Annotated in this window: 22 protein-coding genes; 8 read left to right on the top strand and 14 right to left on the bottom strand. The window is 42.4% G+C overall.

Annotated features, from left to right (window positions below; all coding sequences use genetic code 11):
• Positions 1 to 77: 77 nt before the first annotated feature.
• Positions 78 to 620, top strand: a complete 543-nt coding sequence (locus L1264_RS06525) for a PH domain-containing protein (protein ID WP_138558501.1) — start codon at positions 78 to 80, stop codon at positions 618 to 620.
• Here the strand turns inward: L1264_RS06525 and L1264_RS06530 are convergent.
• From L1264_RS06530 to L1264_RS06540, 3 genes are all read right to left on the bottom strand, one after another.
• Positions 617 to 2,407 (bottom strand): alkaline phosphatase D family protein, encoded by a 1,791-nt coding sequence (locus tag L1264_RS06530; protein ID WP_235403821.1) that lies wholly within the window; start codon positions 2,405 to 2,407, stop codon positions 617 to 619. The two genes, L1264_RS06525 and L1264_RS06530, sit on opposite strands and share 4 nt — an antisense overlap.
• 62 nt (positions 2,408 to 2,469) lie before the next feature.
• Entirely contained in the window at positions 2,470 to 2,814 is a 345-nt protein-coding gene (locus L1264_RS06535; RefSeq protein ID WP_063702368.1) for a rhodanese-like domain-containing protein, read from the bottom strand.
• A gap of 1 nt (position 2,815) precedes the next feature.
• The gene (locus L1264_RS06540; RefSeq protein WP_054562832.1) at positions 2,816 to 3,004 is read right to left on the bottom strand and encodes a YgaP family membrane protein; all 189 of its coding nucleotides are present in this window, start codon (positions 3,002 to 3,004) and stop codon (positions 2,816 to 2,818) included.
• Between the two features lie 133 nt (positions 3,005 to 3,137).
• On the opposite strand from L1264_RS06540, the gene L1264_RS06545 reads away from it, so the two are divergent.
• The 3 genes from L1264_RS06545 to L1264_RS06555 are packed head-to-tail and all read left to right on the top strand — an operon-like array spanning position 3,138 to position 7,785.
• A complete protein-coding gene (locus tag L1264_RS06545) occupies positions 3,138 to 3,443 on the top strand; it encodes an ArsR/SmtB family transcription factor (RefSeq protein WP_054554407.1) in 306 nt (101 codons plus the stop codon).
• A 3-nt stretch (positions 3,444 to 3,446) separates the two neighbouring features.
• Complete coding sequence (locus L1264_RS06550) at positions 3,447 to 6,734, top strand: efflux RND transporter permease subunit (protein WP_235403822.1); 3,288 nt, start codon at positions 3,447 to 3,449, stop codon at positions 6,732 to 6,734.
• Entirely contained in the window at positions 6,724 to 7,785 is a 1,062-nt protein-coding gene (locus tag L1264_RS06555; RefSeq protein WP_235403823.1) for an efflux RND transporter periplasmic adaptor subunit, read from the top strand. The genes L1264_RS06550 and L1264_RS06555 overlap by 11 nt, the downstream gene beginning before the upstream one ends.
• Here L1264_RS06555 and L1264_RS06560 read toward each other — a convergent pair.
• From L1264_RS06560 to L1264_RS06570, 3 genes are read right to left on the bottom strand one after another with little or no spacing between them, the layout of a single operon-like run.
• Positions 7,778 to 8,455, bottom strand: a complete 678-nt coding sequence (locus L1264_RS06560) for a nitroreductase family protein (RefSeq protein WP_054554404.1) — start codon at positions 8,453 to 8,455, stop codon at positions 7,778 to 7,780. The genes L1264_RS06555 and L1264_RS06560 overlap by 8 nt on opposite strands.
• Before the next feature lie 29 nt (positions 8,456 to 8,484).
• The gene (locus L1264_RS06565; RefSeq protein ID WP_235403824.1) at positions 8,485 to 8,847 is read right to left on the bottom strand and encodes a DUF5329 domain-containing protein; all 363 of its coding nucleotides are present in this window, start codon (positions 8,845 to 8,847) and stop codon (positions 8,485 to 8,487) included.
• 8 nt (positions 8,848 to 8,855) lie between these two features.
• Positions 8,856 to 9,710, bottom strand: a complete 855-nt coding sequence (locus L1264_RS06570) for an endonuclease/exonuclease/phosphatase family protein (RefSeq protein ID WP_235403825.1) — start codon at positions 9,708 to 9,710, stop codon at positions 8,856 to 8,858.
• 175 nt (positions 9,711 to 9,885) lie between these two features.
• Here L1264_RS06570 and L1264_RS06575 point away from each other — a divergent pair, with 175 nt between their 5' ends.
• Both L1264_RS06575 and L1264_RS06580 read left to right on the top strand, forming a co-directional pair.
• Positions 9,886 to 10,200 carry a Bor family protein gene (locus L1264_RS06575; RefSeq protein ID WP_235403826.1) on the top strand — a complete coding sequence of 105 codons (315 nt, stop codon included), beginning with the start codon at positions 9,886 to 9,888 and terminating at the stop codon, positions 10,198 to 10,200.
• On the top strand, positions 10,197 to 10,520 hold the full coding sequence (locus tag L1264_RS06580) for a Bor/Iss family lipoprotein (protein WP_235403827.1): 324 nt from the start codon (positions 10,197 to 10,199) through the stop codon (positions 10,518 to 10,520). The genes L1264_RS06575 and L1264_RS06580 overlap by 4 nt, the downstream gene beginning before the upstream one ends.
• Here L1264_RS06580 and L1264_RS06585 read toward each other — a convergent pair whose 3' ends face one another.
• The 4 genes from L1264_RS06585 to L1264_RS06600 are packed head-to-tail and all read right to left on the bottom strand — an operon-like array spanning position 10,521 to position 14,384.
• Positions 10,521 to 11,759: an ABC transporter permease gene (locus tag L1264_RS06585; RefSeq protein WP_235403828.1), complete on the bottom strand. Its 1,239-nt coding sequence runs from the start codon at positions 11,757 to 11,759 to the stop codon at positions 10,521 to 10,523.
• Positions 11,752 to 12,459, bottom strand: a complete 708-nt coding sequence (locus tag L1264_RS06590; protein ID WP_138558495.1) for an ABC transporter ATP-binding protein — start codon at positions 12,457 to 12,459, stop codon at positions 11,752 to 11,754. Before L1264_RS06590 ends, L1264_RS06585 begins: the two co-directional genes overlap by 8 nt.
• Positions 12,459 to 13,625, bottom strand: coding sequence for an efflux RND transporter periplasmic adaptor subunit (locus L1264_RS06595; RefSeq protein ID WP_135922858.1), 1,167 nt, complete (start codon positions 13,623 to 13,625; stop codon positions 12,459 to 12,461). The genes L1264_RS06590 and L1264_RS06595 overlap by 1 nt, the downstream gene beginning before the upstream one ends.
• Before the next feature lie 48 nt (positions 13,626 to 13,673).
• Positions 13,674 to 14,384 (bottom strand): YIP1 family protein, encoded by a 711-nt coding sequence (locus tag L1264_RS06600; RefSeq protein ID WP_135922857.1) that lies wholly within the window; start codon positions 14,382 to 14,384, stop codon positions 13,674 to 13,676.
• A 167-nt stretch (positions 14,385 to 14,551) separates the two neighbouring features.
• Between L1264_RS06600 and L1264_RS06605 the strand changes: the two genes are divergently transcribed.
• Positions 14,552 to 15,448, top strand: coding sequence for an aldo/keto reductase (locus L1264_RS06605; protein WP_138558497.1), 897 nt, complete (start codon positions 14,552 to 14,554; stop codon positions 15,446 to 15,448).
• 65 nt (positions 15,449 to 15,513) lie between these two features.
• Here the strand turns inward: L1264_RS06605 and L1264_RS06610 are convergent, their stop codons facing one another.
• The 4 genes from L1264_RS06610 to L1264_RS06625 all read right to left on the bottom strand — a co-directional run bounded on the left by L1264_RS06610 (position 15,514) and on the right by L1264_RS06625 (position 18,423).
• Positions 15,514 to 16,191: a TorF family putative porin gene (locus L1264_RS06610; RefSeq protein ID WP_135922855.1), complete on the bottom strand. Its 678-nt coding sequence runs from the start codon at positions 16,189 to 16,191 to the stop codon at positions 15,514 to 15,516.
• Positions 16,192 to 16,477: 286 nt separating this feature from the next.
• Positions 16,478 to 17,644, bottom strand: coding sequence for a hypothetical protein (locus tag L1264_RS06615; protein WP_235403829.1), 1,167 nt, complete (start codon positions 17,642 to 17,644; stop codon positions 16,478 to 16,480).
• Between the two features lie 150 nt (positions 17,645 to 17,794).
• Complete coding sequence (locus L1264_RS06620; RefSeq protein WP_135922853.1) at positions 17,795 to 17,995, bottom strand: helix-turn-helix transcriptional regulator; 201 nt, start codon at positions 17,993 to 17,995, stop codon at positions 17,795 to 17,797.
• A gap of 8 nt (positions 17,996 to 18,003) precedes the next feature.
• Positions 18,004 to 18,423, bottom strand: a complete 420-nt coding sequence (locus L1264_RS06625) for a hypothetical protein (protein ID WP_138558499.1) — start codon at positions 18,421 to 18,423, stop codon at positions 18,004 to 18,006.
• A 229-nt stretch (positions 18,424 to 18,652) separates the two neighbouring features.
• Between L1264_RS06625 and L1264_RS06630 the strand changes: the two genes are divergently transcribed.
• The gene (locus tag L1264_RS06630) at positions 18,653 to 20,596 is read left to right on the top strand and encodes an AsmA family protein (protein WP_235403831.1); all 1,944 of its coding nucleotides are present in this window, start codon (positions 18,653 to 18,655) and stop codon (positions 20,594 to 20,596) included.
• The last annotated feature ends 74 nt before the right edge of the window (positions 20,597 to 20,670 follow it).

The following is a 20,670-nucleotide window of genomic DNA, read 5'->3' on the forward strand; positions in this document are numbered from 1 at the left end:
CCGGGCTTTTGCTCGGCTTTTTTTGTATTTAATGAAAAGTTTGTATATTGTCATAACTACTTATCAAGGAGCCTATGATGACAGAAACCAGTTTATTGAGTGCCAGCTTTGATCCAAAAGTAAAACAGTATTGGTTATTACTGGGTATTTTTACCTGTGTGATTAGTATGGTAGGTATCCCTTTCATTCCCATTGTTGCGTTAATAATCTGGCTGGTGGCAGGGCGTATTTTAGCGGCGATGTCAGCCACGTTGCTAACGCGTAAGTTAGTGGTAAAACGCGGTGTATTCTTTAAAGAAGAAAAATCGATCCCACTTGAAAAAATAACCGATGTGGCACTTAGCCAAGGTCCTTTGATGCGTCAATTTGGTCTTTATCGACTGAGTTTTGAAACGGCAGGTCAATCAGGGCAAGGTGCATTGGTATCATTACTCGGAGTGGTTGATGCAGAGGCCTTTCGCGAAGCAATCTTGAAACAAAAAGATGAGATGACGCAAAGCAGCAGTGCTAAAGCTGAGCATAAACCTGAAGATAGTCAGTTAGAACTGCTGCGTTCACTTACTTATAGCGTAAAAAACATTGAGCAAATGTTAGTTACGCTATTAGATGAAAAGCGTTAAGCCAGTTGTAAAGTAGGGTTACCAGCTTGTACGCTGAGCGCTTTTTGACGCTCGCTAAGCAGTGTGTAATCGGCTGTTTTAACGCTACTTACATAATGCCACTGGGCTAGTGCTTGCTGTTGAGTAAAGGTGACCGTTAAGTAACCGCGTTCCACTAAATTGTTGTAAGCTAAGTCGTTAACCAGTAATGCAATAACTTGCTCAATTTGTGCGACAGCTTCGCTCGGTTGCGTATTCAACGCTAAGTAGTTCTCAAGACCCGGAGAAGAAACCGAAGATGTGGCAAACTCAACACCAGCTGCAGCTTTTGCAGAAACAGGGTTACTGGCATCAGTGACTAATTGTCCTGCCCAGCTGTTATGCGTATCACCCGCTAAAACCACCAAGTTCTTTTGCGCTGCAATTGCAGTCCCAAGTATTACCTCACGTTCATAAGCATAGCCATCCCATGCATCAAGATTATAAGGCGCTGTTGTTTCTACGCGTGCTCTCTGCTCACTAGTAACCGTTGGATCGCCAGCTAATATACGGCCTTTAATTTGCGCAAGCTCACTAAATAACGTGTTTGCTTGAGCAAGTAACTCAGATGGGTCAGCACCGCTTGCTTGAGTCACTTGAATATTCATAAGTAACTGCAAAATCTCAAATGGCAAATGCATTTTGGTCATCAGCACTTGTTGCCCAAGTACTTGCCATTGTGTTGTTGCTGTTGTTAAACCATCAGTTAGCCATGTAAGTTGCTCGTTACCTAATAGGGCACGAGTCGGTGAGCTAATTGCTGCAACAAAGTCAGTTTGTCCTTGGCTACTGGTTAAATCGAAATCTGCATAATTAACTTGCTCGTCGCGAGCTAAAACACGGGTATCGAGCATGTGTAACGACACTAAATTACCAAACTCAAAGCGTCGATAAATACGTTCTTTATCGGCTACATTACGGATAGGCATCCATTCAAAGTAGGCTTGTAGCGCATGCATTTTACGCTCGCTAAATTCACCTTCGCCGTCGTTGTGATTTTCAGCGCCACTGCGCCATGTATCATTAGTTATTTCATGGTCGTCCCAAACAGTAATAAATGCACACTGACTATGGGCAGCTTGCAAGTTATCGTCTTTACGATAATGGGCGTAACGTTTGCGATAATCCGCTAAAGAAATGATTTCATCGCTATTGTCATCAGGTAATAAACGGCCAAGCTCGGCGGCATCTTCAGTGGCATAACCTGTATTACTATATTCATAGATGTAGTCACCTAAGTGCAGTACTGCATCTAAATCGGTTTGTTTTGCGATTTCACCATACACATGGAAGTAGCCTGCAGGATAGTTAGCGCAAGAGACAACGGCAAATTTTACTTGTTCTATGTTGTCGGTTGGAAGCGTTTTACCTGCTCCAGTGGGTGAGGTTTTACCATTACTTATGAAGCGGTAGTAATAGGTAGTGTTGGCATCGAGACCTTGCAGATCAACTTTTAAGGTGAAGTCGGTTGCATCGCTTACCTGTGTTTCGCCATCATGGCTAATGGTTGTGAAGTTAGCATCTGTTGAGGCTTGCCAAACAACGTTAACACTCGTGACGTTTTCAAGTGGAGTTATGCGAGTCCAAATAATGAGGCTGTCGGCGAGCGGGTCGCCACTGGCAACACCGTGATCAAAGCTGACAGGGATTTGCTTTGTAGTTTCGTCATCATCGTCATTAAGACTACAGCCCGTTAAACCAAAAGATAAAACGGCGGCTCCAAAACCAGCCGCCGATGCTTTTAAAAAGCGTCTGCGCGTAAAAGTCATTGCTCTGTACCTATAAGTAGAAAAGTACGAGCTTATCCGACCAGTGTTACTGTTCTATGAAGTTAAAACACCTGACAAATTTGTTCGGCATTACAGGTGATTACAGTGACATTTTCGTAACCAACACGAGTCAGAGCTTCGGCACTGAGTGTGGCACGGGCACTACTTGCACAGTGTAAGTATATGGGTCTTGCAGGATCTTTTTCGATTTCCATTAATTTCATTTCAAGTACACCACGTGGGATATTAATTGCACCTGTCGCTGCTTTAGTTGCGTGCTCAGCAGGTTCGCGTACGTCTATTAATAAACCATGGTTTTCGCTTAACTCTTGTTTTGCTTGGTCAGCGCTAATGCGGCGCTGGTTTGGGGCAACAATTTTCATTAAGTCAGGAATTGGTGTCAGCATACTAATCCTCCATGCCAAGTTTGCGTAAAATGGTGATCATTGGGCACCATTTCGTGAATGCCGATTGAATTAAGTTTAGAGCAATAAATACCGTAAACCAAATCCACAGCGGACTGTGAAACTGTTGTAGCAACAATGAAATACAGATCATTACACCAGCAATTAGGCGAAGCGCGTCATTTAGTTTCATAAAAAGACCTCGATAACAGAGTGATGTATTTAATATATTAGATAATACTACATTAGTAAATTCTAATATTAGACTTTTCTAATATATCAATCTATACTTTAGCGGTATTTTAAGAATATAGAGTAGTGTGATTATGAACATCGATTTTGCGGCTATGGCCGACAATGTGGAACAAGCAGAGCAAATGCTAAAGATATTGGCGAATAAAAATCGCTTGATGATCTTATGTTCGCTGCAAGATGGTGAAATGAGCGTGAGCGAATTAAACGAAGCTGTGCCGTTGGCGCAGTCAGCATTATCGCAACACTTAGCGGCACTAAGAAAAGCTCAGATAGTCGCGACTCGACGCGAAAGCCAAACTATCTATTATCGCGTGGTGGATGAAAACGTAGTATCGATCTTAGCAACCCTATATGGTTTATTTTGCAAAGGTAATTAAGCAATGAATGCTATCGATAATGCAGTAAAAAACAGCTTGAGCGGCCGCCTCCCTGTCATTATTTTTATTATGTCGGTGCTGCTTGGCCTAATGGCATTAAAGCAAACCCCCCGTGAAGAAGAACCGCAAATTGTGGTTCCAATGCTTGATATTTATGTGGCAGCACCAAACGTCGAAGCGCCAGAAGTAGCTAGGCTGGTAACTGAACCATTGGAGAAGTTATTAGCGCAATTGACGGGCGTTGAGCATATTTACTCGACCACACAAAGTAATGCTGCTGTCGTTACTCTTCGCTTTGAAGTCGGTCACGATCGTGAGCAAGCCATTCTCGACACTTACGCTAAACTCTATAGCTATCAACACACGATGGCGTCAGTGATCAGCTCATGGCAAATACGTCCGGTTGAAGTGAACGATGTGCCCATTGTGATGCTGGGCTTATTTAGTAAAGATCCAAAACTTTACGATGACTATCAACTAACTCGTTTTGCCAACGAAATCGCTAACAGTTTACAGCGCATCGAAAACACCAGCGAAGTGAAAGTGATTGCTGGTCGAACTCGTCAATTAACGATTAACCTTGATGCAAGTGCTCTTGCTGCACACCAAACAACCCTAACCGATGTGTATTATGCGCTTAGCGTATCTAATCAATTGGTGAACGTGGGCAGTGTTGTTGAAGGTAAGCAGCAAATTGCTTTACAAGTGGGGGATGTTTTACGCTCTCAATCTGCGATAGAACGGCTTGTTGTCAATGTGGTTAATGGTAAGAGTGTTTACCTAAGTGATGTCGCCGAAGTGAGTGATGGTCCAAGCGAAGCACAAAGCTATCAATGGCTGGCTCAATCAGATAACCAGCAACAACTTCCTTTAGTGACTATTAGTGTCGCTAAGCAAGCTGGCACCAATGCGGTCGCTGTGGCCAACGAAGTGCACAGCATGATGGACACTTTATCGGCTAATCTATTGCCAGATGAAGTGGGCTACACCGTACTGCGTGACTATGGTCAAACCGCGAACGAGAAAGTAAATAACCTTACCTCAAGCTTAGTGTTTGCGGTATTTACCGTGGTTATTTTTGTTGGCGTATTTTTAGGTTGGCGACCAGCAATTGTGGTTGGTTTAGCGGTGCCTATTTGCTACGGCATCACCCTGACACTTGATTTTGCCTTTGGTTATACAATTAACCGAGTCACACTATTTGCACTAATACTTTCTTTGGGGTTATTAGTTGATGATCCAATTACTGGGATAGACAACATAAGTCGTTTTTTAACCCACAAAGGCGATAAAAAACAACGCATAGTTGATGCCATGAGCGAAATTCGTGTGGCGCTGTTTATGTCTACATTAACCATTATGGTGGCGTTCATCCCACTTGCGTTTATCACTGGCATGATGGGGCCGTACATGGCACCAATGGCATTTAATGTGCCAATTAGTGTAATGGTTTCGACCATAGTGGCATTTTTTGTTACGCCTTGGTTGGCAATGAAACTACTTAAAGCGCCAGTCGATGACAGCGTACAACTCGATGCCAATCAGCATGGTTTATATGAGCGCATATTATCACCATTACTTGAGTCTAAAGGCCGCGCCAAACTCGTTTTATGGACTACATTAGCCTTGTTTGTCGCCAGTGCCATGTTACCCGTAATGCGTGCAGTGCCTTTAAAGCTATTACCGTTTGATAATAAAAACGAGTTGCAAGTTTTAATCGATATGCCAGAAGGCACAAGCCTTGAGCAAACCGCTGCTTTCACTAGACAAGTACAAACCATCACTTGGCAATTAAATGAAGTAAGTGAGGCGGCAGCCTATGTTGGTCAGCCATCAAGCATGGACTTTAATGGTATGGTGCGTGGTTATTATCGACGTGAAGCTGCTAATTTAGCTGAGCTCAGAGTATTACTGCTTGATAAAACTGAGCGTGATCATCAATCTCATGGCGTGGTAATGCGTTTGCGAGCGGCATTAGCGCCACTGGCAACCGATGGCATTGTAATTAAAGTGGTTGAAGTGCCACCAGGTCCGCCGGTTTTAAGTACCTTAGTGGCCGAAGTGTACAGTGAGCCATTTGTTGATACAGAGACTCACTATCAAGCAGCCCTTGCTGTTGCAGCAAGGTTAAAACAAGAGCCGCATGTGGTTGAGGTTGATACCAGTATTGCTGCTAATGCACCCTTACAACGTTTTGTTACCGATAAAAGTAAAGCGTCATTGTCGGCGGTGTCTACGCAAGATATTGCCCAGACCTTAGCTATTGCCTCGCATGGGCAAAATGTTGGGGTGTTATATGTTAGCGGCGAAACAGATCCTGTCGATATTAAACTGCAACTACCATATCAAGATCGTAACCAATTTGCTCAATTACTGGCATTACAAGTTCGTGGTGATAGGGAGCTTGCAAAAACCAGTGATGAATTTGGATTGCAAAGTGCGCCGCGTCCGCTGGTGGCGTTATCTGAGTTAGGTGAATTTCAGCATCAAGATGTTGCCAAGCCAATTATGCGTAAAGATCAGCGTAATGTTGTGTATGTAATGGCTGAGCTAAATGGCCGTACACCCGCTGAAATTATTGCTGACGTTAATGCCGACTTAGGCATCAGCGCTGACGAATTTAGCCAAACTGATTGGCAAAGTAGGCACTTTTTCAATAATGGTGGTAGCCAAGCTTGGCAATTACCTGCTGGCACTGACGTGACCTTTAGTGGTGAAGGCGAATGGCGAATTACCATTGATGTATTCAGAGATATGGGTATTGCCTTTGCGTTTGCGCTAACAGCCATTTTCATCATCTTACGCATTCAAACAAACTCTGCGAGTTTGTCACTGATCATCATGTCGGCTATTCCATTAACCGTAATAGGGATCATGCCGGGCTTTTGGCTATTAAATCAATTTGGAGAGCGCAGCATTGCTGGTGCTCCTGAGCCGGTGTTATTCACTGCAACAGCCATGATTGGCATGATTGCACTTGCTGGTATTGTGGTTCGTAACTCACTTATTTTAGTTGAGTTTATTAATCAAGCTCGCGGCCAAGGTATGGCAATTAAACAGGCTTTGATTGCCGCAGGTACGGTGCGTATGCGCCCAGTGTTACTGACCGCGGGAACCACCTTATTAGGTAACTTGGTGATCACCCTAGACCCGGTATTTAGCGGTCTAGCGATCGCAATTATTTTTGGTATTGTGGCATCAACATTGTTCTCATTATTTGTTGTGCCGCTGGTTTATTATTTAGTGTTTGCAAAGGATGCAGCCAAAGAGGAACAAGCTCATGCAGGGTAAATCGAAACTTATTGGTTCAATCATCGCGTTATCTGTGATCATTGTGGCGGTACTTTACATGGCGGGCAGTTTCTCTGATAAGCAAGCTGCAGGCATGAAAAACCCATCGGCAAATGATTACACTGGTCAGTTAGTGACAGTGACACTGGCAGATATTGCGCGTGACGAAGTTGTACCGGGCACCGTGATTGCAAAACAAAATACGCAAATCTCTTCTCGTGTAATGGCACAAGTTGAGCGTTTAAATGTACGCGCTGGCGATACTGTAAAACAAGGTGACGTGCTAATTACCTTGCAGCAAGATGACTTTAAAGCAGGGCTTGCTCAAAGCGAAGCACAAATAAATGCTATTAATGCATCGCTGACTCAAGCTGAGAAACAACTAAAGCGTATTAACGATTTATACAAGCAAGGCTTGGTATCTGTTAGTGAATACGACGATGCAAAAGCAAGGTTCGATAATTTAACGGCGAATCTAGCGATTGCTAAGCAGCAGCAAACACAAGCGCAAGTTGCACTGAGTTTTACGCAAATTAAAGCGCCGATTTCAGGTGTTGTGGTTGAGCGTTTTGCAGAGCCTGGCGATACCGCAACTCCTGGCACGCCATTACTCGCGCTGTATAACCCACAACAATTGCAATTAGCATTTAATGTTAGAGAACAACAAGCAATTAAATTGAATGTTGGTCAAACTTTAACGGTTAAACTACCTGCTTTATCAACGTCAATGCCTGCCACAGTGACAGAAATTGTGCCCGTTGCTGATAGTGCTGCGCGTAGTATGGAAATCCGTTTAGAAACAGATGCCCAAACTGGGTTAATGCCTGGGCTTTATGCACAATTACAATTACCGCTCGCCACTGAAAAAGGGGTGTTGATTGAGTCAAGCTGGGTGCACCAATACGGCCAATTGAGTATGGTCTATTTACTTGAAAATAATCAGATAGTGCGTCGCTATGTGCGCCTTGGCGAAATGCTCGATGGCCAGCAGCACATCGTTTCTGGTTTAAACCCGGGTGATGTGCTGGCTGTTGATTTTAAAGCTAAATAAAGGTCGCTATTTCGTCCAGCGACTTTTTCACTAAGGCATGCTCAGGGATGGTTGCATCTGTGCCTGGGTAGCCTGCAATTAGCAGCATGTAAGGGCGCTCATTATCTTTATCACGACCACAAATTTCGGTTAAAAAGCTCATTGGTTTTGGTGTATGCGTAAGGGTTGCAAGGCCAGCTCTGTGTAGTGCTTGAATTAAAAAGCCGGTTGCTAGGCCAACAGATTCATGAACATAGTAATTGGTATTTTTGTCATCGGCAGAAATACCGCCTTTCTTTTGACTAAACACGGCAATTAGCCATGGTGCATGCTCAAGGTAGGGCTTACTGGCATCGGTGCCAAGTGGTTTTAAGGCATCTAACCATTCTTCACCCGCGCGACCTTCATAAAATGAGCGCTCTAGTTTTTCAGCGGCTTCTCGAATTTGTTTTTTTACATCGCTGCTGTGTATTGCTACAAAGTGCCAAGGTTGATGATTGGCCCCACTGGGTGCAGTGCCTGCCGCTTTAATACAGGTTTCGATAATTTCTTTTGGCACTGGGCGGTCGCTAAAGCTGCGAATACTGTGGCGACGCTGACTCACGGCTAAAAACTCTTCGGCGCGTTTAAGCATCTCGTCATGAGGGTACTCAATAAAGTCATTGAGTGGCTGATTTTTGTGTTCTTGCATGGCTTTTCGCTTCTTGTGTGTTGATGATTTTAATTATGAATATGTTGGTTTCGGCGATAGTCTTCTAATTCATTGCTCAACCAATCTTTTGCATTGAGTAACGACCCATTGCTGAGTCTTACTTTATAGGGCTTACCGCTCCATGAGCTTTTACTCGCCAGATTTTCGATAAACTTTTCGGCAGTTTTTGCATAGCGGGTCGCTTTTCGATACTTCATAGCAAGGTGTTCGGCAGCATCTTGGCTTGAGTGCTCGGTGCCGTTGCGAATAAATACGGCATCGCTTTTAGCGACAAAATCAATGAGGTGATTTATCTCTTGTTCTGGGGTTGCTGCATCACTGAATTGGCTAATGCTCAATAACATTAATGCGATTAACCAATATCCTTTCATTGTTACTTTCACTGTACTTTTTGCTCTATGGTTAGGGTTGTAATTATTGGATTATGATCTGAGCTTACAAGCTCAGGCACTATAGTTGTCTCTATTTTGACACCACGCACCCATACTTGGTCAAGTGCTAATCCAAATGCTTTGGTGCGTTTATCATTTAAATAAATAGCTTCGTGTAAACCTAGCTGGGTTAATGTTTGCTGTAATAAGGCTTGGCGCTCATCACTCCAAGTATTGAGATCACCGGCAAATACAATAGGGCCTTTATGCGTTCGCATAATGGCGGCGGCATCGTCTAGCTGTTGTTTAAAGTCACTAACACCCATCGTAAAGTTAATGGCATGCAAGTTTATACTCAGTAATAACTGTTGGTTTGGCAGCGCATACTCCACAATATTGGTCGCTTTTGGACTACGTAGCCAAGGTTCTTTATGGGTGAGTGTGCAATGCACCGCGGCGGGCCAGCGGCTGAGTGTCATAACCCCAGATTGCACGCCGCCGCTCTTATACCCTTTTGCAAAGCGCCAATAGGGTTTGAGTTTTGTAAGCGCAGGTTCTTCGATAGCTTCTTGCAGTAACACAATATCAGCATCGGCATTTAGGTTTTGCAAATCGGTGAGTAAGCCATCTATTTGTGCCTTGTAAATATTCCAACTCAACAACTTAAACTGATAGGGCAAAATATAATGTTCAGCGTAAGTTTGCATGCGACTTTGTGCTAACTGCTGTTGGCAATTAGCAAGGTTCACAGCGGTTTTGGTTATACCTTGTTGCTCATCAGAGCTAGGATCGCTTGAAAAGCTATACCAAGACAGCGCACTCAAGCACACAAGTAATAAAAATATACGCAGATATGCCGTCATAATGACCTTTAGTTACGTTCCTTGAGAGTTAGTCGTTGTAAGCCTCAGTTTAGTTCAAAGGCTAAATGTTAGAAACTGTAGTATTTTCTACAATTTCTATACGCTTTCTTACCCAAAATGAGTACTCATATTCTTATACTTACTGAGCTTAACAACTCAGACAAAGGAACTACTCATGAAACAAATGGCCTGTATGCTGCTCGCCTTATCGGTGACAGCGTGTTCATCAGTCACCATAGTGCCAGAAAAAACAACCAATAAATTAGCCACTAAAGCTGATTACCAAGATAGCCGCCCATTCTTTTTGTGGGGCCTCGTTGGTGAAGAGCGCGTTGATGTAAAGGCTATTTGCCAAGATAAAAAAGTTGCCCAAATGCAATCGCAACAAACATTCGCTGATGGCGCATTAGGACTCGTTACACTCGGAATTTATGCTCCTCACACAGTAAAAGTATGGTGTGAGCAACAAGCACAGGAGCTACAACTATGAAAAGCCTACTAGTAACAACTGTGTTAGTGGCAACCTTAAGTGGTTGCACAAATATCTACTTTGATAACGGCAGTGCCGTTCAAGCAAATAAAGCACCTGCAACAGAACAATGGCATCATAACTTTGCCGCGGCGCTTTACGAAGGTTCAAAGCCTGTCGACTTATCTGAGGAGTGCCCAGATTCAGAGTGGCAAACCATTCACACTTATAAGTCGTTCACAAATGGTCTAGCTGAAGTTGCAGTAAACCAAGTTGGGCCTATTTGGTACCCGAAAACAGTTGAAATAAGCTGTGCTCAAGTACCTTTCAAGCCAGACTAGTTACTCATAACGCAGTGCATCAATTGGGTTTAAGCGTGCCGCTTTAATAGCGGGCGCTAAGCCAAACACAATACCAATCAATGAAGTAAAGCCAAATGACAGCATAATCGCCCAACCCGGTATGTAGGCATCTGGCATGCTCGGCACTGAGACTGAAATTAGTGCCGCAGCACCATAGCCTATCGCTAAACCAATTAAACCACCAAACAGTGATAGCACCACCGCTTCAACTAAAAATTGCAGCATTATAAAGCCTGGTGTTGCCCCTAATGCTTTTAAAGTACCAATCACACGAGTACGCTCTGTTACCGAAACCAGCATGATATTCATCACACCAATACCACCAACCACCAGGCTAATACCCACTATCCCCGCGGTAATTGCGGTAGCACTTCCGGTGAATTTATCGATATTAGCACGGGCTTTTTCGGCTGTTTCAAATTCAAAGTCGTCATCTTCACCGTCTTTTAGTTTATGTAGTTGACGTAAGATGCGGCGAATTTTACCCAGTACTTGCGCTTCGTTAGCATCGTCTTTCAACCGAAACATCATTTGAACATTGGTATCAACACTGCCGCCTTCTAGCGCACTCATGGTACTTATCGGTATATTAATGTAATCGTCTTGGTCAAAACCTAATAAGCTACCTTGTTTTTCAGCAACGCCAATAATGCGAAACCACTCACCACCGAGTTTGATATATTCACCTACAGGGTTTTCAGGCAGGTTGAGCTTTTCGATAATTGAAGGGCCAATAAACGCCACTCGACGGCGTTTTTCATCATCTTCTGCGCGAATAAATCGGCCGAGTTCTGGGTAGGTGCGGTAAGCTTTTTGGTAGTCTTGCTCGGTGCCCATTACCCGTGAAGCATGACTTTTATTGCCATACTCAGCTGCACCAGAAAAGCGCCAAGTAAACATCAGCGCAGTAAAGGTTTCGGCTTCTTTAACGCGTGCTTTTAGGGTTAAAAAGTCGCTGTAGGTTAGCTTTGCTTGTTGGCCTACCATTTCTTTTTCTACGCTAGTGTAAGGCTTTATATTTGTCACATCGGGAGACATATCAGCAAGCTGATCATTAATTTGCTTGGTAAACCCTTGCATTACCGCCACTACGGTCACAACCGCTGCAACACCAATAATTATGCCTAAGCAGGTAAGGGCGCTGCGCATTGCATTGGCTTTAATTGCCATCAGCGCCGCTTTAGTGCCTTCCATAACAGCGATAGCAGATTTAAACATGTTGTTTTTCTCCTTCGCCTTTACGGGTATCACTAACAACCTTGCCATCAACCAAACGAATAACCCGTTGGCAGTGATCAGCAATATCTTGTTCGTGAGTAACCAAAATAATGGTGTGCCCCTCGTTATGAAGCTCATCAAACAGCGCCATGATCTCAGTGGTGGTTTTACTATCTAGGTTACCGGTAGGCTCATCACCAAGTAGAATGTGGGGCTTAGTAACCAATGCGCGAGCAATAGCGACACGTTGACGTTGGCCACCAGATAGCTGGCTCGAAAGGTGGTTTACCTTATCGCCAAGGCCAACCCGTTGTAATGATTCGAGCGCTTGTTGCTTTCGCTCTTTGGCAGCAATAAATCGATACACTAAGGGCTGCATGACATTTTCAAGGGCGGATGCTCGTGGTAATAAATTGAAACTTTGAAAAATAAAGCCAACACTTTCATTACGTTGATGAGCAAGCTCCGTTTCGGTCATGCGCTTTACTAGCTTATCTTTTAAATAGTAGTCACCACTGGTGGGAGTATCTAAACAGCCAAGCAAGTTCATCAGGGTTGATTTACCAGAGCCCGAAGGACCAATGATGGCAACATACTCATTTTGAGCAATTTCAATATTAATATCATCAAGGGCTTTGAAAACTTGTTCGCCCATTTTGTATTGTTTATTGATATTACAGAGTTTGATCACCGCAGACATTAGCTAGCACCTTTTTCAGGGCTGTTTTTAACGGCTACCGTATCACCCTCTTTTAGTGAGCTAAGTGGTCTAGCGGGGCCGATAACAATACGGTCACCCTTTGCAACTCCACTGGTTAGTGCTTGTTCGATATCTGACGAAATACCTACCGTTACCGCTGTTTTAGTTACTGTGTTATCTGCGTTAAGCTTCCAAACAAAGTAGCTATCATCCTCTTTTTGAATAGCTTCAATAGGCAGCTTTAAGCCATTTTCGGCAATGCTGGTAGCGATCTCTGCGCGGCAGCTCATTCCGGCATAAAGTTGGCGGTCAGTGGCATCAAGCAGTACTTTTACTTTAAATGATAAGCCTTGTGAACCTGCTTGATTTTTTGCCGATGTGCCAATGTTTATCACTTTGCCAGTGAAAGGTTGATTAGGGTAAGCGGCGGCATAGATGTCTGCATGTTGGTCTAGTTTGATACCGGCGATATCGGTTTCATCCACTCGAAGTTCGGCTAATATTGCGCTTGGATCGGCTACTAGCATCAAGTCTGAGCCAATAATGTTGGTTGTTCCCGCAATAACGGTTTCACCTTCTTTAATATTTACCGAAGCAAGTAGGCCACTCATTGGGGCGCGAAACACGCTTTTATTTAAACGGTCTTCAGCAATTAGTAACGATGCTTGGGCTTGGTTGTAAGCTTCACGTTTTGCTTCAATATCTATTTTTGCTAAATCGCGGGCATTTTGTAGGTTTTCATACACTTCTTGGCCAGCAAGGCCAACTTCATAAAGCTCTTTTTGGCGGCTTAATTGACGCTCGATATTTTTCAAGCGAGTTTCGCTATGCTTAATATCGATTTCGGTCGCGCGAAGCACGGCTTTGTTGCGGGCAACTTCAGATTCAAACGCGGTCGTATCTAGGCGCATTAAAATATCGCCCTCAGTGACACTTTCACCTTCTTCTACAAACACTTTCGCAACACGGCCGGTCACTTCTGAGCGCAGTTGCACTTGGGTGTTAAAGACTAGGTTACCAGAGGCTAAAATTGAATCGGCAATATTACCTTGCTCAACTTCTGCAATATGCATTTCTGGTGCATCTTTATTGCCTGTGACTTGCTTTGATACTAGTAAAGCGACAAATGCCGTAACAGCTAGGCCAATAATAATGGCTTTTTTCATGTTACTTCCTTGGTGGTTAAGAGCGGCATATTGCCGCTCAAAGCAGAATTAAACGAGAGCGATTACAGTCCAAATACCATAAATAACAATACTTGGTAGAGCTGCAAACAGTAGCGCTTTATTGAAAGTGAAATTAGTCCAGCACTTTAAACCGATAGCTGCGATGAAAATGCCCCAAATAGAAAAGATATTGAGACTTTCCAATAAGGTGTATAGTGGGTGGCCAATTTCTAAACCAATTAAAAGTTGGTTAATTGAAGCATAATTAAATAATGATTGTGATATTTGGTCAGTGCTTGCAGTTAACACTAAGATAAGTAAACCAAGGCTTGAAATAATCATTGGCATCATGGTCCAAATGCCAAAGCCATACCACGCGCCATAGCCGTAGTTAGCTTCTGGGTCTTGCTTCGATACAAATAGGTAGTAACCTGCCATCAGAGCATTGATAACAGCTAAACCAATAATGCCACCAAACATTGCAAACCAAACTTGCATATCTATGGTTTGCTCCATGCTTTGGCGAATCATTTTTTGTTCTGCAATAGTGGCATCAACACTGGCTACAGCGACTTGTTGATCGATTAAATATTGCGGGTCAGCTTTATTGTAAAAAGCAAACATGCTGGCTGCGAGAATGCCGGCAAGTAAAATAAAGGCAACAAAAGACCAGCCTTTTGCTTCTTTTAAACCATTAAAGGCTTTACTTGGACTGATAAAAATATCAACCAAAGCGGTCATAACATTTGATGATTTCATTTTTTATTCCTTGTTTTATAACATTTGTTTTTAGGTACTAAAATATCCTGTTTAGTAACAAATTAGCAATTTGTTTTGTAACTGTATGTTAACAGATGTGATTAGTAAATCTGTGATAAGGTTAAGCGGTTAATTTGAGTCGAGTTTATTAGGAAAAGTAGGTCGTTATGGCGAATTGTAATGTACGTTGTATTGATGAGTTGGTATTGGGGTTTTGGCGTTTGTTAGATTGGCAGATAACGCCACAGCAATGCTTAAGCTTTTTAGAAAATGCAATCGATATGGGGGTTTCACATACCGATCATGCTGACATTTACGGTGAATACGGTTGTGAAGCTGAATTTGGCAAAGCACTTAAACTAAAACCAAGCATTCGTGATGAAATCAAAATAATCACCAAGTGTGGTATCAAGCCTGCCTTTGCAAGCCTAGGGTTGCAAGGCAAAGCAAATCATTATGACTCAAGTGCCGCGCATATTATTGCCTCAGCACAGCAGTCACTTAAAAACTTCAATACTGATCGTTTAGATGTATTACTTATTCATCGTCCTGATTACTTGATGAATGCCGATGAAATGGCAGAAGCATTTAATACCCTAAAAGCAAATGGTGATGTGATTGATTTTGGTGTGTCTAACTTTACGCCATCGCAACTTAGCTTGTTGCAGTCGCGTTTAGACTTTGAGCTTGTGACTAATCAAATTGAGTTTTCACCTTACGAAATGAAAGCGCTTGACGATGGTAGCTTAGACCAATGCCAATTGCTTGATATCAAACCTATGCTTTGGTCACCATTAGCAGGGGGTCGTTTATTCTCAAGTGATGATGAAAAAGCGGTACGTTTACGTGCAGTGTTAGAGCAGGTTGGTGCTGAAATTGGTGCTACTGCCATTGATCAGGTTGTTTATGCTTGGCTGTTAATGCACCCGAGTGCACCGTCTGTGGTACTCGGTACGGGTAATATTGAGCGTGTTAAATCAGCTGTTGAAGCTAAGCAGCTTACTATGAATCGTGAACAATGGTATCGCATTTGGCAAGGCTCAACCGGTCATAGTGTGCCTTAAAACGTAAAGTCCAAAACGAGAAAAGGGCCTTACGGCCCTTCGTGTTGCAGCAAGTAACACATTCTTTATAAAGTGAAGTCAACCGCGTAAGCGACGTACACTTTTACATCTGAACCATCTATATCGTTGTCGGCAAGACCAAATGTAAAGCCATCTTTAGATACTGAAACACCGTAGTCGATGATGTCATCATCACCGATGAAATCACCAGAGTAATGGCCAACATGAAGAGCCATTTCTGCGCCAGTACTTCCTACTGGGAAGCTGTAGTCAGCATTTAAATAAAGTGAATCACCAAAATCTGTACCGTCACCGCTTGCTGCTGATGTTGCTAATATTGCTGCACCAAAGGTGAAGCTGCCCATGCTGATGCTACCGTAGATTTCTGAAAAATCAGCATCAGCAGATGATGCTGCATCTGGATACGCATAATATATATAACCAACGTCATAGCTAACGGTTTCATTAATGTCACCGCCAAAACCAGCATAAAGATCTAACTCGTAAGTCATGTCTTCAGCCCAGCTTGCATTCGATACCCAAGTACCTGCATAAAAGCCTGATTCATTAGCGTAATCGATGCCGCCTTGGATAGCTGCATCGCCGCCTGTTTGTTCTTGGCCACGCCACAAGTAGTTAGAAGTCGCTGCTGCATTAGCTGTTACTTCAGCATAAGTATATGTAGAGCTTAACGTTAATAGCGCAATTGCGCTTGCTGCGAACGTTTTTTTTAGTTTTAGCATGTTTCTGTATCCTGTTGTTATGTTGATTTTGCCCTAGTTCAGGTTGCAGCCTGATTATTGTTTGCGGACATAATTATGTGTTGTCTGGATACGATGTAGCACTGGTTGTGCCAAGTTACTTTTGGAAGGGATATTTTATGCTTAACTACTTTAAAAACAGCCTATTAAGCTTACTATTTTTTAAAAATTAGTTTTCTTTGAATTATTCATGCGCACTTGCGTGGTGCAAAAAATAACCTGGTTGCACAATTGCGAAGCAACCAGGTTTTTCTTGTTTGAGAGTGACTTAGCCAAAAATTGCACGCATTAGACTAATTGTTTCTTCGACGCTGCGGCCTTTTTCAACTTCACTGATGATTGAATCGCGCTTAGCTTTGATATGTTCAGGGATATCATCGCTTGCTAGTGCGCGGTCTACCAGTATCTCAGCTGATTCTTTGCCACGGCGTACGGTCTTTTTACCTGCTGAGCTCGTGGTACTCTTAGGTTTGTTTAACAACTTAATATAGTTTGAGTTATCAGCGGTACTTTTATCTGCATAATAAAAGAAGCTCGGTAATAGGGCTTTGATTTCAACCAGAGAGTGTTCAAGCTCATTTGCTGCGTTGGCCATTTTGAACCAAGGCATACTATGAATGGCTTCGACAACATCTTGCCAGTAGCGCTCAAAATCGCGGTTATTAAGCTTAGTAATGCCTAATGCCGCACAAAGAGCATCGAGCTTACTATTTACGATTGGTGTAAACACGTCAGGTCGGCGCATCGCAAGTAAGCGAGTAGCAGGAGCAAGCGTTGGTTTTTCATCGCTGCCATTAAATGCCATGAAGTAAGCAACCATAAAATGCTGATAATGTTCTTGCGTTACTTCACCCTCCAGTGGAATGTGTGCAAGCGCTTCATCAAATGCGCCAGGTAAATCACTCAACATTTGGTGGAAACCTTTTGCGTTCTTGGTAGAAGCAAACCATTCAACGTCGAAGTTATAGCTGCTTGGATCAAGCGAGGCACTGTGTTTACCAGAAAAAGCTAAACGGTCTTCTGGGATCATCTCTTTCAGTGATTGCGATTTAATTGCAGCAATGTAATTAGCTAAGCGTAGTTGCTCATCAAGTGCTATTAGCGCTTGATGCTGTTCGATGAAGCCTGCGATAACCGGCCATGGCGCAACCCTTAAGGTTTTTAACTGCAAAAAGCTGATTGCAGAAATTAATAAGTCATGAAGTTTTTTTAGCGTAGGAAGTTGCTTATCTTCTAATAGATCGTAATTAATGCGATCGCGGCTTGCACTTAATAGCTCATAGCACCAACCTAAAAAGTCTTCAGGATGATTTTCTACTTTAACTGCCATTAGGTTTAAGCTGATATCAGAGGCTTGCTTGAGGATGTTTTGATAAATTTGACTTTCTTGCTCGCCAAGCGCCATTTTTGACGGTGAAATAAGCAGTTTCTTCATGCTTAATCGATACTCCAGTTTTGACCAAATTGGGTTGTTTAATTTTAGTACACAGGGTGCAAAAACAACAGGGTCGTGCATCATACCGAAGTAATGAAATGATGCAATCTTACTGATAATTTATAAGTAAGATTGCCACTGATTTTTAGATTAATCGTTGTCATCGAGTGTAAATAATTGCTCAACGGCCACTTCAAAGTGAGCAGCAATTTTTAACGCAATAATCACTGAGGGTATAAAGCGGCCTGTTTCAACTGTGCTAATAGTTTTACGTGATACTGCAATGGCATCAGCAAGTTCTTGCTGCGATAACCCCTTATCTTTACGGAATTTAGCGATATTATTTTGCACTTTTACACCTAGTCTCTACTTTGCCAAATAATTGATACACCATATATTAAACACATCAAGGCAAGGTAAAATGTGGCCATCATGCTATGAGATACATTTAAAGCAAGTTCATCAGACAATAAAAAAATCGCCCCCATGCTAAAAAGTAATCCAAGCACAACATGTTTATAAGCGATGGTATCAATCGTATTTAAAAATTCATCCTTATACGTAAGGCGATAGCCAAGTTTCCATGTAAATCCACCTCGAATCACAAACATAAAGAATGAACCAATAAATGCGGCACCACCAATAAACAGTAAAGGAACTGATGTTTGCTTGAGCATTGGGTAAACACTAATAATTAATAACGTGACTCCCATGAATATTGAAAACCATGCGTTATGACTCATAAACTTTTCTTCCGTTTTGATATCTTGCTTAGACATAATCGTTTCCTTTTATTTTCAACTCAAATGTAACCTACAGGTATCAATGTAACCCTAGGGTATCATGTGGTCAAGTTTTTTTGTAACCTGTAGGTATCAAAAAATTTCAGCGCTTATTCATATTCTTGTACCTAAGCTTGTTTACAAAGCTTTTTATGTGTTGGGCAATGCATTTGCGCCTAACTCCCGCTATGATATGAACATTGTTTGCCCATTTTTAAGGATGATTATGAAAACCTTATTGAAAATCGTTGGTGTCATTTTCGTATTACTAATTGTATTGGTAGTCGCAGCACCATTCCTCATACCTACAGACGCGATATTTAATAAAGTATCGGAGCAAGTAGAACAAACCACAGGTCGTAGTCTGACAATTAATGGCGATAAAAAGCTGTCGGTATTTCCATCATTAAAGCTCGAACTGAATGATGTACACTTTGCCAATATGCAAACTGGCTCGCAAAAAGATATGGCAAGCATGCAGCAACTTGCTATCCGTATCCCGTGGATGTCGCTATTTGGCGGTGAGTTTAAGCTAGATAAGTTTGTTATTAACGAACCAACGATTTTATTAGAAACCGATAAAAATGGTAAAGCAAACTGGCAGTTATTTGATGCCGTTGCTGAGCAACCACAAACAGAGCAGCAAAAAAGTTCTGGCGCTGTTAACTTACCAGATAACTTTGATATCGAACTTGGTGAAGTAGCAATCTATGGCGGCACTTTCACTTACCTAGATGGTAAAACCGGGGCCAAACAACAGATAAGTGATTTAGAATTAGCCATCTTATTACCTTCTCTTCGTAAGACCTTAGAATTAAAAGGCGGTATTACCTATATGGGTGAGCGCTTTAACTTAGATGTCACGCTAGATACACCAGTAAAAGCGATTGAAGGCGAAACCTTTAATGTCAGCACAGAGCTTGATTCTCGCCTAGTCGATTTGAACTTTAAAGGTGCAATTGCAGAAATGGGCAATGACGTGCAAGGGCTTCTTTCTGTTAGCGGTGATTCAGTTAAAAACATTGCAAGCTGGCAAGGTGTTGAGCTTAATGCAAAAGAAAATGCGTTTAATGCCTTTAATATAAAAGGTTCAATGCACCTAAAAGGGCAGCAGTTTAAACTCACTGAGCTACTTGCCACGTTAGATGAGCTACAAATTAAAGGTAAAAGCGATATTAAGCTTGGTGACCGTTTAGCTGTGAATGCCGATATTGATTTAGGCATGCTTGATTTAAACCCTTACTTACCTGAGGGCGTAGCTAAAGAAGAACAAGCAGAGCCTGCAGCAGATGCGCCTGCACAGCCAATTGTTTGGGATGATACTGCAATTGATATGAGCGGCTTAAATGCATTGGATGCAAATGTAGTCGTGCGCTCAAGTGGTTTAAAAGCAAATGATATTACTCTTGGTGAAAACCAGTTAACGGTAAACCTGAAAAATGCACTAGCTAAAATCAGCCTAGATAAGTTTGTTGCTTACGAGGGTAATGGTAAAGGTGTAATCACGGTCAATGCCAAGCAAACACCGTATAAAATTAGCACCAACTTCGCTTTAGATAAAATCGATGCACAGCCATTACTGACTGATGCGGCCGGTTTCGATAAGTTGATGGGTAAAGGCTCTCTAAACTGGGATCTAACGACCACAGGCCAAAGTCAAAAGAGCTTCATCAATGCCTTGAATGGTAAGTTAGCCTTTGAGTTTGCTGATGGCGCAGTGAAAGGTGCCAACATTGCAGAAATGGTTCGTAAAGCCAAAGAGCTCATTAAAGGTAACTTAAGTGCGGTATCAGAAGGTTTAGATACTGGCTTTGATAACTCACAGCAAACAGATTTCTCGGCATTGCAGGGTAGCTTTGTATTCACTAACGGTGTTGGTGAAAATAAAGACTTGTCACTACTTAGCCCGCTTATTCGTATTACTGGCTCAGGTAAGGTTGATTTACCAATGACGACAGTTGATTACCGTTTAGTAACAGGTATTGTTGATTCAATCGAAGGGAAAGGCACGACCGATGACAGTACAGGGTTTAAAATTCAACTGCGTATCAAAGGTCCATTCCATGATGTTGGCTATAAGCTCGATGTAAGTGATGCGGCTAAAGAAGAAGTGAAAGAAAAAGCCAAAGATAAAATTAAAGACAAATTAAAAGGTCTATTTGGTAATTAATAAAAATTTAATTAAAGTCAAAAACAGGGCGCATTTGCGCCCTGTTTGTTTTATAATCAATAACAAACCAGCAA

Origin of the sequence: Pseudoalteromonas sp. APAL1 (genome assembly GCF_021532475.1) — a bacterium.
Classification (GTDB): Bacteria; Pseudomonadota; Gammaproteobacteria; order Enterobacterales; family Alteromonadaceae; genus Pseudoalteromonas; species Pseudoalteromonas lipolytica_C.